At 44.5% G+C, this 15,243-nt stretch carries 12 protein-coding genes; 10 read left to right on the forward strand and 2 right to left on the reverse strand.

What is annotated here, in order from left to right; all coding sequences use genetic code 11:
* Window positions 1-154: 154 nt before the first annotated feature.
* From HMPREF3093_RS01220 to HMPREF3093_RS01230, 3 genes are all read left to right on the forward strand, one after another.
* Window positions 155-796: an HD domain-containing protein gene (locus HMPREF3093_RS01220; RefSeq protein ID WP_070755218.1), complete on the forward strand. Its 642-nt coding sequence runs from the start codon at window positions 155-157 to the stop codon at window positions 794-796.
* A gap of 3 nt (window positions 797-799) precedes the next feature.
* Window positions 800-1,981 (forward strand): class I SAM-dependent rRNA methyltransferase, encoded by a 1,182-nt coding sequence (locus HMPREF3093_RS01225; RefSeq protein WP_070755219.1) that lies wholly within the window; start codon window positions 800-802, stop codon window positions 1,979-1,981.
* Between the two features lie 90 nt (window positions 1,982-2,071).
* The gene (locus tag HMPREF3093_RS01230) at window positions 2,072-3,859 is read left to right on the forward strand and encodes a serine hydrolase (protein ID WP_070755220.1); all 1,788 of its coding nucleotides are present in this window, start codon (window positions 2,072-2,074) and stop codon (window positions 3,857-3,859) included.
* A 64-nt stretch (window positions 3,860-3,923) separates the two neighbouring features.
* Here HMPREF3093_RS01230 and HMPREF3093_RS01235 read toward each other — a convergent pair whose 3' ends face one another.
* Entirely contained in the window at window positions 3,924-4,433 is a 510-nt protein-coding gene (locus HMPREF3093_RS01235; RefSeq protein WP_070755221.1) for an FUSC family protein, read from the reverse strand.
* A 133-nt stretch (window positions 4,434-4,566) separates the two neighbouring features.
* Between HMPREF3093_RS01235 and HMPREF3093_RS01240 the strand changes: the two genes are divergently transcribed.
* The 4 genes from HMPREF3093_RS01240 (at window position 4,567) to HMPREF3093_RS01255 (ending at window position 8,048) form a co-directional block, all read left to right on the forward strand.
* Window positions 4,567-5,085: a hypothetical protein gene (locus tag HMPREF3093_RS01240; protein WP_070755222.1), complete on the forward strand. Its 519-nt coding sequence runs from the start codon at window positions 4,567-4,569 to the stop codon at window positions 5,083-5,085.
* A gap of 37 nt (window positions 5,086-5,122) precedes the next feature.
* On the forward strand, window positions 5,123-5,815 hold the full coding sequence (locus HMPREF3093_RS01245) for a glycoside hydrolase family 73 protein (protein WP_070755223.1): 693 nt from the start codon (window positions 5,123-5,125) through the stop codon (window positions 5,813-5,815).
* 76 nt (window positions 5,816-5,891) lie between these two features.
* Entirely contained in the window at window positions 5,892-7,025 is a 1,134-nt protein-coding gene (locus HMPREF3093_RS01250; protein ID WP_070755224.1) for an ATP-grasp domain-containing protein, read from the forward strand.
* Window positions 7,026-7,211: 186 nt separating this feature from the next.
* On the forward strand, window positions 7,212-8,048 hold the full coding sequence (locus HMPREF3093_RS01255) for a DUF368 domain-containing protein (protein WP_070755660.1): 837 nt from the start codon (window positions 7,212-7,214) through the stop codon (window positions 8,046-8,048).
* Window positions 8,049-8,079: 31 nt separating this feature from the next.
* On the opposite strand, the gene HMPREF3093_RS01260 is transcribed toward HMPREF3093_RS01255, so the two are convergent.
* On the reverse strand, window positions 8,080-8,910 hold the full coding sequence (locus tag HMPREF3093_RS01260; protein ID WP_070755225.1) for an AraC family transcriptional regulator: 831 nt from the start codon (window positions 8,908-8,910) through the stop codon (window positions 8,080-8,082).
* Window positions 8,911-9,169: 259 nt separating this feature from the next.
* Between HMPREF3093_RS01260 and HMPREF3093_RS01265 the strand changes: the two genes are divergently transcribed.
* The 3 genes from HMPREF3093_RS01265 (at window position 9,170) to HMPREF3093_RS01275 (ending at window position 15,228) form a co-directional block, all read left to right on the forward strand.
* Window positions 9,170-11,380: an alpha-galactosidase gene (locus HMPREF3093_RS01265; protein WP_070755226.1), complete on the forward strand. Its 2,211-nt coding sequence runs from the start codon at window positions 9,170-9,172 to the stop codon at window positions 11,378-11,380.
* 218 nt (window positions 11,381-11,598) lie between these two features.
* Entirely contained in the window at window positions 11,599-13,710 is a 2,112-nt protein-coding gene (locus tag HMPREF3093_RS01270) for a transglycosylase domain-containing protein (RefSeq protein WP_070755227.1), read from the forward strand.
* A 177-nt stretch (window positions 13,711-13,887) separates the two neighbouring features.
* The gene (locus tag HMPREF3093_RS01275) at window positions 13,888-15,228 is read left to right on the forward strand and encodes a Mur ligase family protein (RefSeq protein WP_070755228.1); all 1,341 of its coding nucleotides are present in this window, start codon (window positions 13,888-13,890) and stop codon (window positions 15,226-15,228) included.
* The last annotated feature ends 15 nt before the right edge of the window (window positions 15,229-15,243 follow it).

Genomic DNA, 15,243 nt, shown 5'->3' on the forward strand with positions numbered 1-15,243 from the left:
AAGCGACAGATGAAGACTAAAGCCTAGTCAAAATCCCTCAGCCTTCTTAGCAAGGACTGAGGGATTTTTTCTGCTTAAGCAAGTAAACACTAGGGGCTAGCTAGCCTTGAGCAGGACTCTTGTGCTAGAATACAAGAAAGGAGTGTGACAGGGAATGGAGTTAGGAATCATTGAAGCTTTTGTGCGTCAACGTATGGCGCAAGATAAGACGGGGCATGATATTCAGCACCTTGAGCGTGTGGTTGCCAATGCTCAACGTTTGATGGCAGCTGAATCACAGCCCATAAAAACCTCCATTGTGCTAGCTGCCGCTTGGTTGCATGATGTCATTGATGATAAGGTGACATCGAATCCAGCTCAAGCGCGTAGAGAAGTAGCAGAGCTTCTAATACAAGCAGGAGCAACTTTACCGGAACGAGATGCTATTTTAGAAATTATGGACCGCCAGTCTTTTAGTAAAAACCTGCAAGAAAGGCAATCTCTATCACTTGAAGGGCAAATCGTACAGGATGCAGACCGATTAGATGCCTTAGGGGCAATTGGTATCGCTCGTACCTTCTATTATGGAGGTTCACGAGGACATGATCTCTATAATGACTTGCCTCCTCGTGATTTGTCCCAGTTAAGTCAAGAAGATTATCGTCAAAATCAGAGCAGTCTTGCGCATTTTGATGAAAAATTATTAAAGTTGGCTGACTTGATGAATACCGCATCAGGCCGTGCTCTAGCCCAAGAGAGAACTGCTTTTATGCGCCAATACCTGGCACAATTCTGGGCTGAAATCAAAGGAGAATAATAGATGGATACACTAATCGTGAAGAAGAAAGCCAGTCAAGGGCTAAAAAAGGGCAAGGCGCTGATTCAGTTAGCTGACGTCATGGAGCCAGAAGTAGCTGAGCGTCTAGCCGAAGGAAGCATAGTAGGCTTAAAGTCGGTGTCGGGGCAGTGGCTGGGACTTATGCTAGTCGGGCGCCAACAGAAGGGCTTAGGCTGGTTGTTAACTCAGAATAGTCAGCTAGACGCTAACTGGTTAGAGCAACGGGTTCAAGCTGCCTTGTCTCAGCGTCAGTCCTATTTTAACCGTTCAGACTTAACGGCCTTTCGCCTTATCAATGGAGAAGGAGATGGCTTGGGCGGAGTAACAGTGGATTGGTATGCAGGATTTATCCAACTTAACTGGTATTCTCAAGGGATTTATCATTACCGCGATGAGCTAGTATCAGCTCTTAAAGCTAATATTCTCAATATCTTAGGAATCTATGAAACCCAGCGCTTTGATCAACAAGTGGCTGAACAAGCTATTAACCATCTTGAAGGGCAACTTGCACCTGCCCCAGTCATTATTCGTGAAAATGGTATTCACTATGCTATCCATCTCGGACAGGAATGGATGACCGGACTCTTCTTGGATCAACGACAGGTGCGAGACTACGTCATGCAGGGAGCTGCTGGCAAAAGTCTCTTAAACCTCTTCAGTTATACAGGTGGTTTCTCAGTAGCGGCCGCAATGGGGGGCGCAAGCCAAACCGTTAGCGTAGATGTGGCTAATCGTAGCCTAGCTAAGACCCAGGAAAACTTCGCGCTGAATGGGATAGAGACGCCTAGCCAAGCGCATGAAATTCGTGTCATGGATGTCTTCGACTATATCCGCTATGCTAAGCGAAAAGGACTGACCTTTGATCGAGTTGTATGTGACCCACCTAGTTTTGCGCGAACGAAGAAATATACCTTCTCTGCCCTTAAAAATTATGGCCGGCTTGCGGCAGATCTTTGGTGTTTGGTGGCCCCAGGTGGTCAATTAGTCTTATCTACCAATCACTCAGCCTATTCTTTAGAGGACTTTAAAGCAGATTGCTTGGCAGCTTGTCCAGACGCTGAACTATTGGCTAGTTTTGGCTTGGGAGAGGATTTCCCGCGGTCAGAAGATGAGCGCAGTGACTACTTGAAAGTATTAGTCCTGGCCAAGGGGACCAAGGGCTAATTATTGTGATAAGGCGCTTTAATTTTTAGCTATTCTATGATAGAATTGTAGGGAATAGGTAGCAACCTAATTAGAGGAGGGATTTAAGATATGCAATGTCCAAACTGTGGCAAGCCAGTCAGAAGTAAGACGCACTGTGCCCGTTGTGGTTATTCATTTGCGGATAAAAAAGTGGTGAGGGAACCACATTATGAGAATGATGAAGCATTCGATTCGAATACAGTTCTGCCTCATGATGATTTACACCAGACAACGGAGTATGAAGCGTGGCGTAATACCCAAGAAATTCAGAATTTTGATTTTTCATCCCAAGATGATGAGGAAGAATTAGTTCCTGAATTCAAACCAAAACGTCGTCGTGGTTTCATGCGAGTTATCTTCAGTATTCTACAGATGGTGCTTGTTTTAATTCTTTTATTCTTGGCTTTCTTATATGGTCCGGAGTTACCTAAGTACTTACCACAAGCCTTGAATGCCGTGGGAATTAAATGGGGAAATCAAAATACTGAAACACCAACATCATCAAGCTCTAGCCAAGTAGCGCAGGAGTCCAGCAAGGAAGAATCAAGTAGTACGCCAAACCTTCAAGCCAAAAGTAAACAAGCAGATCTTTCTGCCTATCCTTTTGTGACGGTCACTTTGACTTTTGAGCAACCATTAGAGAATTTGACCCGTGATACATTCAAGTTTTCCGTAGATGGTAGCGACTTAACAGACTACTCTTTAGTCAAGGAAGCTAACAATTTAGTCTTACGTTATGTGGACCCAAGCTATCAAATTACTAAAGCAACTGGTAGTAAGGTGTCCTTGGCCATCAAGGCAGACAGCCTTAACTACACCGAACAACTTGAATATCAAACACCGGATTTAGGTCTGAGTCAAGATCAAGTGAAAGCTTTAGAGGCAGCCTTCAAGTCCGATGGTAAACAAGTCCTGGCTCTTCAAGAAGTCGGTGGCAAAGCTCCTTACTTATCAAGTACTAAGTCTAGTGACGCATCTAACCTTTTTGCATGGTTTGTATTAGCACGGACCTATCAATTGATTGATGAGAAAAAGTTTGAACTAACAACTGAAGTTGAAATTCAAGAAGCTCTCCGTGTAGGGACGGGAGAGACAGCTATGGCAACACACGCTATTGGTTCGAAGATTACTATCCAAGAATTAATTGATGCAGTAGTGGTAGCCCAAGATGCAACAGCCATGAATTACTTAATTCAACAAGTAGGTGGCGCAAATGAATTGAATCTCTGGCTTAATAGCCAAGGCTACTATTCAACAAAGATTAGTGCTAATCTAGCATTGAATGAGGCGGGTGATATTACAGGTGTGACCACAAGTGCCTATGACTTGGCTAATTTGTTGAATCAGCTGGCCCAAGATAAGTTAGTTAATAATAAGGTGAGTGCAGCGCTTAAAGAAGCCGTTCTTAAGACTCCGGTTTCCACCAAGTTCCCAACAGACCTGAAAGATGTAACACGACGTTATGAAATGACGACACCTGATCAAGTGGGGAGTATGCACCATTATGCGGCAATTATTGAGATGAACGGAAAATCCGTGATTGTTGTAGTTCTTGGTGCACCTGGCGAAGGAGAAACCGCGAATACTAATGTGGCTTCAATCGTGAAGACCTTAGTGGAGTTTGCCCAAGGCCAAACTAATGCAACTGAATCAAGTGCTTCAAGTAGTGAATCATCAACTGCGAGCAACTCATCTGCTCCTGAGTTGCCTACTCAGGCTGAACTTAACAACCCTAACGTAGAACCTGCACCTGTTTTTGATTATTTCGATGATGATGGTGACGGTGTCCTCGATTCTACTCCACGTCAAGGACGTTGGTATTGGGATACAGGTCGCGGTACCTGGCTCTATTACTAAGATAAAAAGCTGAGACAGTAGTAATAGCTGTCTCAGCTTTTTTTAGTCTAAGTTGGCAAATTCTCTAGGCCTCTTTCTTGACATGAGGATTGGGAAGCAAACGGTTGACTATAATGGCAATGGCGGAACCGATGATAGCGTCCAAGATGCGATTAGCGCCATAATCTAAGAGGTGTTCCTTGGGGGTGTTAAGGAAGACGACGAAGAAGGTAGCACTTGAATTAACGACACTAGCGGGGTGGTTGAAAGCATTACAAAAGACGATAACTAAGAGAATCCCCAAGCTAGCTCCTAAAACCCGATAGATAGGTAAGGGCAGATTCATCCAGAGGGCAATCTGAGTCAGCAGAATAGCAATCACTACACCTAACGTATTGCCGAAGAGGCGGATGCGCCCAAATTTAACAGAGGTTTCATGTTCGGTCCTCAAGGTGAAAACTGCTGCAATAGCCGCCAAAACGGCAGGTTGACGATTCAAAAGTTCGAAAAGAGTGATAGTCAAACCAACCGCAATAGTAGTCTTGAAGGTCCGCATGCCCACTTTAAAGGATTTGAGGTCGAGATTAAGTTTCATATAGGGTATCTTCCTTTGTCAGACTTTCTTAGGCTTAAGTGTACCAAAAAAAGAACTTAGGGACAAACCATTTGATAGTTCACCTAAAAGGTGTATAATGGAAGGCAAGTAATCCATTAACGAGGTGATAAAAATGAACCAGGCCCTTATCAGCATTGTACTCAATGCCGTCAAAGAAAAATATGTAACGGAGAAGGCCTTTTATACAGATAAACTCGGTATCAGCGCTCAGAGCTGGGATCGCTTCAAAAAAGGGGAGCAAGGTCTCAAATATGAGAATGTTAAAATTCTGTCGACCCTTTTTACAGATTATGAATGGATGCTAGTTCAAAAGGTGGTTCGTAATGCTGAACGTCTGAGTGATGTCATGGCCAATCCAGTCAAAGAATACCAGTACCTCAAGTATCAGATAGCCCGCCGTTGGATTCATCAAGGCATGGCCCGTATGGAGTGGCACCACAGCGAACCTAATGAGGAAAGCTCAAATCGCAAATCCAACATGATGATTTTACAAGTAATTGCTGATTATCATATCTGGGGTTATAGTGATGTCTTAGAATTACGGTTACCAGGCATTATTCGTCAGCAAATTGAGGGCGATGAGATTAAACTCTTGGAATGGTTTGATAACCAATTGAATGGACAGCTGTAGCAACGATTAAGTAAATCAAATCCCAAGGAGGTGACCCATGACTAAAAGAGGTAAAAGCTACTATGCTAAAAAGAAAAAGAAGAGTAGCAAGTGGAGCTGGAAAAAAATAAAGACTCGTTGGCGCAAATTCCGCTTAGCTCTCTATCAAAAATTAGGCAAGGGAACCGTTATGGGGATTGGACTCATGCTGGTATTGTTCTTGACCTATCAAGTTATCCAAGATCGAAGCGGTCAACCTGACAACAATACTCAGATTCAACATGTTAGCCGTGAATCGTTTGTTCAAAAGTTAGTTCCTACGGCTCAACGTTTACAGAAAGAGTATGGAGTTTTGGCTAGCGTTTCCTTGGCCCAAGCCATGGTTGAGTCAGATTTCGGCCAGAGCCAGTTAGCGGCTAATTACTACAATCTCTTTGGTGTCAAAGCCGCAGCAGACGATCCTAATGGCGTGGATTTAGAGACTAAGGAGTATGTCAATAATGAGTGGATAACCATCGTGGATCGTTTCAAAGTTTATAAATCTTGGGAGGACTCCTTGGTTAAGCATGCTGAACTAATTTTTTATGGAACTTCTTGGAACGCTAAGCAGTACCAGGCGGTCTTAGAGGCAAAGGACTATCAGTCCCAGGCTCGCGGTCTGCAGTCGTCAGGTTATGCGACGGATCCAGATTATGCTGATAAATTAATTGCAATGATTGAAGAATGGCAACTAACTCAATATGATCAATAATTTTAAAATTGTGTAGGTTTCAGTTATAAAGTATGGTAAACTAGTAAGGTGTGAATGAGATAAAGGAGGTGGCATTGTGCCAGAAAAACACTATCCAGGTGAAACAGTAGGGATAATTGGTTCTAGCATTCATGCTGCCCTTCTGGCTCAAGCGGCAGGGAAATTAGGCTACCGTGTAGCGAGCTTAGTTCTAAATCCAGATAATTTAGTGCGGCAATTTGCAACTTGGCAGACAGTGGCCGAAGCATATGATGAAGCAACCTTGAGATTTTTCGCTGGGCGTATTGATACCGTAATTGTAGAGCCGGGACTCTTGTCTAATTTGGCATTTAAGGTTTTAGCCGATATTACGGATGTTACGCTATCGGAAGACTTGCGGGCTATTGCCACAGACCGTCTGATTGAAAAGGCCTATCTAGATGAGAAACGTTGCTTGGTGGCGCCTTTTGCTATGGTGACTTCGCTAGAGGATGTCAAGGAGGCAGTGGAGTTTATCGGCTTCCCTTGTTATCTCAAATATACCCAACGGCACATTGAAGCTGTGAGCAGCCATCTCATTCTTTATAGCGAGGCTGACTATGAAGCTGCTCAAGACAAAATTGCCTTGGGAACCTGTATACTTGAGGCTTGGATTCCTAGCGAAAAAGTAGTCTCCTTGTCGGTGGTTCGGAACGAACGAGGGGAACTCCTGGTCTATCCACCATTTGAACAAGTTCAATCTAGTGCGGTGAGTGGAACGCAGGTCCGCTACCCAGTCAAACTCCATGAAGAAGTTGAGCGAGAAATCCGTCGCTTGGGGCGCTATTTAGTCGAGACTTTAGCCTTAGTGGGCTGTATGACCATTGATTTTCTGGTGACTTCTGCTGGCGTGGTCTATATTAATAGTGTTGAGATAGGCGCTAAGGACGCAGCCATGTTTACTCTAGGCGCCATGTCCTTGTCCTGTTATGAAGCCATGGTGCGCTCAGTAGTCGGATTACCTCTGCCTAGTCTAGTACCTTTGGCTGATGCGGCCATCGCCTTACCTCTAGAAGCCTTAAATGCTGAGCAAGTCATGACCCAATACATGTTACGGACTGACTGGGGTTTCGCTCTCTTTAATCCAATGGGACGTAATCCTCTGGATTTAGAAGGACAAGTCATTGTCACGGGGGAAAGTTTGGCTCATTGTCAACGTCAGATTGAGTTGACGGATATCTTGAAAAAATAAGAAATAGGTAGCCTTATGGCTACCTATTTTTGTTTATAAGTGTCAAGAAGTCATTTCTAGCCTTAAGAAAAAATCCGCCAAACTTAGCCCCAGCCTTGCATTCTGAGCTAATTCACGCTAGACTAGAGAACAGGGGTTTCAGGTCCAGCCTGGAGCGACAGATTGTATAAGGAGGGTTTCCATTTGGTGGAACATCAAGAAGAAAAACAACAACCTTTTCTCTATCGCTTTTTGGTAGGGATACTGATTGGCTCTGGCTTTATTGTGCCAGGAGTTAGTGGCGGGGCGCTTGCTGCTATCTTTGGAATCTATGAGCGCATTCTTGGTTTCTTGGCCAACTTAACCAAGAACTTCAAAGAAAATATCCTCTATTTTATTCCGGTAGGACTGGGGGCGCTTTTCGGTATTGTCCTCTTCTCCTTTGGGGTCAGCTACCTATTAGCTAACTATGCTACTATCGTTTCTTGGTTCTTTGTCGGCTGTATCCTTGGATCCGCGCCTGCTTTATGGCGGGAAGCTGGTAAAGAAGGGCGCAGCCACAAGGACTTATGGGTCTTAGCTGGATCTTTTATCTTTGGGATTGTGCTTTTACAGTTTGGTAGCCATCTCTTTAATGGCCAAGTCGAGGCTAACTTCATTTCTTGGTTTATCTCCGGGGCGCTGATTGCTTTAGGGATTCTAGTACCTGGCCTTAGCCCATCTAACTTTATCCTTTATATGGGACTCTATGAAAAAATGGCGACAGGATTTAAGCAGTTAGACTTAGCCGTTCTGATTCCAATTGGCTTGGGTGGCTTGGCGACCATTATCTTGCTTTCTAAGTTAATTGAGCGTATTTTCCGTAGTCACTATAGTGTCTTCTTCCATTTTATTTTTGGGATTGTCCTTGCTTCAACGATTGAGATTATTCCAAGAGAGTACATTGGCTTTGGTTTACTCCAATACCTACTCTGCTTCCTTACTCTACTTTTGGGGACAGGGATGGGTTGGTGGATGGCCCAGCTTGAAGAAAAATATAAGTAAAACAAAAGCCCGGGAAACCGGGCTTTTTTCTTTAGGCATAGAGCTTGCGCCAATCGTAGGGAGCCAAACTTTTGACGCGTTTAAAGGCAGCAGAAAAGTTGAATTGATTGGTATAACCGACTTGCTGGGCAATAGATTGGATGGATAATTGGCGATTAGTTAGGAGCTGGCAGGCAATATTCATGCGGTAGTTAAGAATAAATTGAGAAGGAGTTAAGCCCATTTCCTGTTTGAATAATTTACTAAAGTAATTACGATTCAGGTTGCAATGTTGTGCGATATCATCAATCGAGATAGACTCGGCAAAATGATCTTGAATAAAACGAATGGCCTCGCGAATATAAAAGTTGTGAACATCATTCTGAGGTAGCAATTGCGTATGATTAGAGTAACGAATCAGGGCATCCATGACTAGGTAGAGTTGGCCAATTAAGAAAGACTCATGTTGTTTAGGGTTATTAATCAGTTGCATGAGGGGGGCCATGATGTTATCTTGCACAGACTGCTGCTTAGGTTTAAAGAGATAATTAGAAGCATTAAAGCCCGCTTCCTGTAAGAAGTGCTTAGCTTTTAGCCCATTAAACTCAATCCAACAATAGGTCCAAGGGTCGGATTCATCCGCTTCATAGGCACAAATGCAGTCGGGCGTCATCAAGAAACCCTGCCCAGCAGAGAGTGTTTGTGCCTTCTGACCTACCAGTGAGAAGCGCCCTTGGCCAGATAGAATGTAATGGAAGAGATAGTTATGGGTTTGCGTGGGTCCCATGCGATGCAAGGGGGCGCAAGCCTCGCGACCAAATTGAATAGGATAAAGTTCAATAGACGTTTTGTTGTGGAAGACATAGAATTCTGCTCGGCTCATAGGGATCCTCCTTTTCTCAATTATAGTAAACGCTTTAATAATTAGTCAAACTTTATATTCGCTAAAGCGCTATTATATATCTGAAAATCATCTTATAACTTAAAAACGAATAAAGGAAGTGACATTTAACTATTCGATGGCTTGGAATGACATGTTATAGTTAGCTTAAACAAAGTTCATTATGACAAGGACTTACTTATCAATTATTCTTGGATTAGGCAACCCTAGAAACTCATTTTTTGAAAGGAGCACATAAACAATGGAAGTTATTTTCGATAGTAGTCAACAAGTCTTCCACTTACGCAATAAGAAGCTGTCCTATCTGATTCAGTTGGAACGTTTTGGTTATGTCACTCATCTCTATTTTGGCCAGCGCTTGGAACATTACAGTGGCATAGCGGCTTATCCACGGATTCATCGCGATTTTGAAGTGGAGTCGGTCGAGTTTGGAGCAGATGTACGTGATTTCTCGGTTGGGAATTTGCTTTATGAATATAGTCAATATAATCGTGGGGATTTCCGGCACCCAGCCCTAGTCTTACGTCATGCTGATGGCTCCACGGTCAGTGATTTTCGGTATGACCGTCATGAAATTGTGGCGGGCAGTCCAACCTTGGAAGGTCTCCCTCATGCGAAAGTAGATGGAGGTCAAGAGGCCGTCACCCTCAAAATCTACCTTAAAGATGCACTTAAATCGCTAGAGCTCGTCTTGTCCTATACGATTTTTGAGGGGCAGACAATAGTGGTGAGGTCAGCTACTCTTCACAATAAGGGCAGTGAGACAAGTCGGATTGAGAAAATTTCCAGTTTTCAATTGGATTTGCCGCCAAGGCAAGCAGAACTTATCCACTTAAACGGTACCTGGGCTCGGGAGCGATTCGTGGAGCGTGAGGCCATCCATCACGGCATCAAAGTTCTAGATAGTAAACGAGGAACCAGCAGCCACCACCAGAGCCCTTATATGGCCATCGTAGCGCCTGAGACGACTGAACATTTAGGTCAGGCTTTGGGTGCCCAGCTCATTTACAGTGGCAGCTTTGAGATGTCTGTTCAGATGGACTCCTATAATCAAATTCGGCTTCAGGCAGGCATACAATCGCTAGGATTGGATTGGGAGTTGGCTCCTGGGGAAAGCTTCCAAACTCCACAGGTTGTCTTGGCTTATAGTAATCGTGGTTTGAATGGCTTATCCCAAGCTTACCATGATTTTGTCAGTCAGCATTTGATTCCTAGTCGCTTCCGTGGTGTGGAAAGACCGATTCTCATAAATAACTGGGAGGCAACCTATTTTGACTTTGATCAACCTAGATTGCACGCCTTGATTGACCAAGCAGCTGACCTCGGAGTAGAGCTCTTCGTCCTAGATGATGGTTGGTTCGGGCAACGAAACCATGACAATAGTTCGCTGGGTGATTGGTTTGAACAGGAAAGTAAATTGCCACAGGGCTTGGTAGGTTTATCGGATTATGTCCATGGAAAAGGGATGAAGTTTGGACTCTGGTTTGAACCTGAGATGATTTCAGAAAATAGTAATCTCTTTCGAGAGCATCCTGAGTGGGCCATCCAGACACCCGGTCGAAGTTTGACACCTGGTCGTCAGCAGTTAGTCTTGAATATGGCCAATCCAGATGTCCGAGATAACCTATTCCAACAGATTAGCAAAATCCTGAATCAAGTACCGATTGACTATATCAAGTGGGATATGAACCGTCATCTTACTGAAGTCTATGCTCTACATTTACCTGGCCAAGCTCAGGGACAGGTAGCTCATCGTTATACTTTGGGGGTCTATGATCTCATGGAACGGTTGACTAAGGCCTATCCTCACATTCTATTCGAAAGTTGTTCAGGTGGGGGAGGTCGTTTTGACTTAGGCATTCTCGCCTATATGCCACAAACCTGGACGTCGGATAACACGGATGCTGTAGAGCGCCTGAAGATTCAGTACGGGACCTCTATGATGGTGCCGCAGCACACCATGGGAGCGCATGTATCCGCAGTTCCTAACCATCAGACACATCGTGTGACCCCTCTCGCGACTCGGGCTCAGGTCGCCTACTTTGGTGATTTTGGTTATGAGCTTGATTTAACCAAACTGCCAAAAGAAGAACTTGAAAGCATTCGACAACAAGTGAACTTCTACAAGCAACATCGTGCTCTCTTCCAGTTTGGTCGCTTTAGTCGCCTGCTAAGTCCTTTCCAGGATAACCTGACAGCCTGGATGGTTGTCAGCCCAGAGCAAGACCAGGCAATGGTCTTGTTGGCTCAGACTCTAACTCAAGCTGCCATGCCTTTGCAGGTGCTTAAGTTACAGGACTTGTGTCCAGAAAGGCGCTATCAAGTGAAATCAGAGGAGCAGGAATTTGTCGCTACTGGGGCAGAACTGATGCAAGTAGGCTTCTATGTCTTTCCACAATTGGTGGGTGACTATGCAAGCCGACTCTACCACGTCAAGGCATTAGTAGATTAAGAATTAGACATTCAGCACCTGATTTCAGGTGCTGTTTTTTTAGGTCTTGAGGTAAAAATAAACTTCCCATTATATCATATATGATATAATGGGAAGTTTTCTTATTAGCCGTTTTCTAAGAAATACTTAAATTTTCACGCTTAGCAGTCAAAATTCATAAGAAATTCGTAATTTTCCAGTATAATAAGGGATATGAATGAAGTAATGAGGTGATCATAATGGCCAGTCAAGCAAGTTTTAGAAGCCGGATTTGGCAAGGCTTCAAAGGCATCTGGCGGTATTACCGTGGCTGGAAATGGTTAATCCTTATCGGCATGTCAATCATGCTAGTCATGTCGACCTATCTGGTTTTTATCGCTAAGACGACCAATGTGGCTATGCTACAAGATGCACTCAAGACGGTTACGACCATCTATGATAAGAATGACCAAGAAGCTGGGACACTGAGTGCCCAGAAGGGAACTTATATAAATTTAGACCAGATGTCTACTACTATACGTGAAGCGGTAGTGGCAACGGAAGACAAGCGATTTTATCAGCATAACGGATTTGATGCCCAAGGGATAGGGCGCGCTCTAGTGCGATTTGTAATCAATCGCAATACTTCTGGCGGGGGCGGCTCGACCTTGACCCAGCAACTGGTTAAGAATGCCTTCTTGACCTTAGACCAAACCTTGCAACGTAAGCTTAAGGAATTCTTCCTAGCCTTGGAAGTCGAGAAGCAATTCAGTAAAGACCAGATTCTAGAGATGTACCTTAACCATGCCTACTTTGGTAATGGGGTCTGGGGTGTCGAAGATGCCTCGCAACGTTATTTTGGTCACTCGGCAGCTAGCCTGTCTTGGAATGAGGCAGCGGTTCTGACAGGTATTCTCAAAGGGCCGTCGCTCTTTAACCCTATTGATGACTACGAGGCGGCAATCGAACGCCGTAACGTAGTGGTTGGCCTCTTGGAACAGGAGTCAGTGATTGATAGTCAAACGGCGCAGTCAATTAAATCTTCAGGTATTGAACTTCATGATGCCTATGTGGCTAAGGAGCAGGACCAATATCCGGCCTATTTCGATGCGGTGTTAGATGAGGCGGTAGCTGAAACAGGGATTCCTGAAGCGGACTTGCTAGCTAAGGGCTATAAGATTTATACCTACCTGAATCCTGAATATCAAAATGCGTTGGATTCAGCCTATCAAGTGCAGGGGATTTTCCCAGATGATAATACGGGCACCCCCTTAGTACAGAGTGCCTCAGTTGTGGTAGAACCTTCAACAGGTGGTGTGATGGCCATCTACGGTGGGCGAGGTGACTACGTTCACCGTGGTTTTAACCGGGCAACTGACATGAGACGCTCGCCGGGTTCTACAATCAAGCCACTGGCGGTCTATGAGCCAGCGCTTGAAGCAGGTTATAAAATTAATAGTCAGGTACCTGACCAGGTAAGAGCCTATGGTAACAATCATTATGCACCCGAGAACTATGATCGTCAGACGGATCCATCTGGTCAAGTCCCACTTTATTATGCCTTAGCCCAAAGTAAGAACACTTCGGCCGTCTATTTAATGGACAAACTGGGGATTGGTAAGTCAGTGCAAAAATTAGATCAATTTGGTCTCAAGATTCAAGCTCAAGATCAACAACTCACCTTGGCCTTGGGAGCTCTCAGCCAAGGAGTATCGCCTTTGCAGATGGCTAGTGCCTATGCAGCCTTTGCCAACAAGGGGATTCGTAATGACAGCTACTTAATCCGTCAAATTAAAGACGCCAGTGGCCATATTATCTATCAGAATACTCGCCCAACTAAATATATGGTAATGACACCACGAGTAGCAGCCGACATGACCAGCATGATGCTGGAAACTTATGGTGGTAATGGGACCGGTTATGGTGCCGGAGCTAGTTTTGGTCAAATCGCGGGTAAAACAGGGTCAACGGAAGTATCGGACGGCAACATGGCAACTCGTGATAAATGGATGATTGGCTATACACCAGATTTTGTTATTGCTTCTTGGGTAGGCTTAGATAAGTCTGGGGAGCAATCACTGGATGATTTAATGCCTAGTGGTATGCGCCAGCTCTTCTCTATTCAGACTACTAATCTCATGTCGGCATCACCACAGACTTCATTTGGTCTAGAAATGGCTTCACAGATGACAACTGATACCAACCCAATTGCTGATGCGGTTCAGCACTATAATGTTGGAGAAACAATTGATCAGGGCGCTAAATGGGTTAACCAAAATGCAGGTAACCTATGGGACGACATTGTCTTCACCACCAAGGAAGCTGTGCGTGGTGTGGGTGATTGGTGGCGCTCGATTGACTGGCCATTTTAAGAGAAAGAGTCAAAGAAAGCAGGGACCTCGGTCCTTGCTTTTTGCTGGCTAGGGGGATAAAATAGAAAATGAGTTTTGCGTCTCAAATTCTATGATGCGCTTGTCTTATTAGGTCCCTCTGCAGGCCTATTTATTAGCTTAATGAATCCAAAATTTTGAAGTTGAAGGAGTCTCTTTATGACCTTACGAAGTAAATTAGCGACCGGAGTAGGTCGCTTAACCCGCTGGGCTCTCACGACCTTTACCAGTGGTGGTTCTAGCCTGCCAGGTAAACTGGCCCTAGCCCTTGATCCGAATCTTCTGGCCGAGTTGGCGAAGAACTATGATGTGGTGATTATTACGGGTACAAATGGTAAAACCTTGACCACAGCTTTGACAGTCCATGCCTTGGCTCAGTCTTACGACCACATCCTGACTAATCCAACAGGTTCTAATATGAAGCAAGGGATTGTGTCCACCTTCCTGTCTGCGTCTGCCTTACCTAAAGGGCAACGAGGTGTAGCCGTTCTGGAAGTCGATGAGGGCTCCCTTAAACACGTGGTTAAGGCACTAGCTCCTAAGGCTTTTGTCCACACCAACGTCTTTCGAGATCAAATGGACCGCTATGGCGAAATCTATACTATTTATAAACTCATGGCGGACGCTGCTAAGCAAGTTCCAGAAGCGACTGTGATTGCTAATGGGGATTCACCACTCTTCAATTCAGTGGCTTTGCCTAATCCTCGAGTATACTTTGGTTTTGACCATGAAGAGGACCATGAGGTAACACCTCACTATAATACGGATGGTATTCTCTGCCCAGAATGTCAGCATATCCTTCGCTATCACAGCAATACTTATGCCAACTTAGGGAAGTACTATTGCCCACATTGTGGTTTCAAACGTCCAGATTTAAGCTATCGTGTAACAGCTCTGGAAGAATTAGCGCTGACGCATTCTCGTTTTGCCATTGAAGGACATGAGTATGCTATTCCAGTAGCAGGGCTCTATAATATCTATAATGCCTTAGCAGCCTATAGTGTGGCTCGTGAATTTGGTGTATCTCCTGAGGCCATTGAAGCTGGCTTTAAGCAAGCAGAGCGAGTGTTCGGCCGTCAAGAGTTCTTTCAAGTAGGGGATAAGAAAGTTTTACTTAATTTGGTTAAGAATCCAGTCGGCTTGGATCAGGTCTTAGCGCTTATTAAATTAGATCCTGAACCTTATAATTTAGTGGCCATTCTCAATAACCGCTATGCGGATGGGACAGATGTCAGCTGGATTTGGGATGGTCATTATGAACAGATGGTTGATTTTCCAATCCAAGAAGTCTATACGGCAGGGATGCGGGTTAAGGATATGACCAAGCGTCTTGAGGTAGCAGGACTTGATTCAGAACGCATCCATGAGTTAGATAGTCTTGAGGCGGTTGTTGCGGCTATTGAAGCGAGCACGACACCACATATTCATATCTTGGCTACCTATACCGCCATGTTAGATTTACGTAAATTACTAGTAGCCAAGGGCTACCTGAAACAATAAAACGGGAGGGCTAGA

It is taken from the genome of Abiotrophia sp. HMSC24B09 (assembly GCF_001815865.1).
Taxonomy (GTDB): domain Bacteria; phylum Bacillota; class Bacilli; order Lactobacillales; family Aerococcaceae; genus Abiotrophia.

What these genes read in the sequence shown, in the direction of transcription:
- HMPREF3093_RS01220 (WP_070755218.1), top strand. Translation starts at nt 155, where the DNA reads ATGGAGTTAGGAATCATTGAAGCTTTTGTGCGTCAACGTATGGCGCAA.
- HMPREF3093_RS01225 (WP_070755219.1), top strand. Translation starts at nt 800, where the DNA reads ATGGATACACTAATCGTGAAGAAGAAAGCCAGTCAAGGGCTAAAAAAG.
- HMPREF3093_RS01230 (WP_070755220.1), top strand. Translation starts at nt 2,072, where the DNA reads ATGCAATGTCCAAACTGTGGCAAGCCAGTCAGAAGTAAGACGCACTGT.
- HMPREF3093_RS01235 (WP_070755221.1), bottom strand. Translation starts at nt 4,433, where the DNA reads ATGAAACTTAATCTCGACCTCAAATCCTTTAAAGTGGGCATGCGGACC.
- HMPREF3093_RS01240 (WP_070755222.1), top strand. Translation starts at nt 4,567, where the DNA reads ATGAACCAGGCCCTTATCAGCATTGTACTCAATGCCGTCAAAGAAAAA.
- HMPREF3093_RS01245 (WP_070755223.1), top strand. Translation starts at nt 5,123, where the DNA reads ATGACTAAAAGAGGTAAAAGCTACTATGCTAAAAAGAAAAAGAAGAGT.
- HMPREF3093_RS01260 (WP_070755225.1), bottom strand. Translation starts at nt 8,910, where the DNA reads ATGAGCCGAGCAGAATTCTATGTCTTCCACAACAAAACGTCTATTGAA.
- HMPREF3093_RS01265 (WP_070755226.1), top strand. Translation starts at nt 9,170, where the DNA reads ATGGAAGTTATTTTCGATAGTAGTCAACAAGTCTTCCACTTACGCAAT.
- HMPREF3093_RS01270 (WP_070755227.1), top strand. Translation starts at nt 11,599, where the DNA reads ATGGCCAGTCAAGCAAGTTTTAGAAGCCGGATTTGGCAAGGCTTCAAA.
- HMPREF3093_RS01275 (WP_070755228.1), top strand. Translation starts at nt 13,888, where the DNA reads ATGACCTTACGAAGTAAATTAGCGACCGGAGTAGGTCGCTTAACCCGC.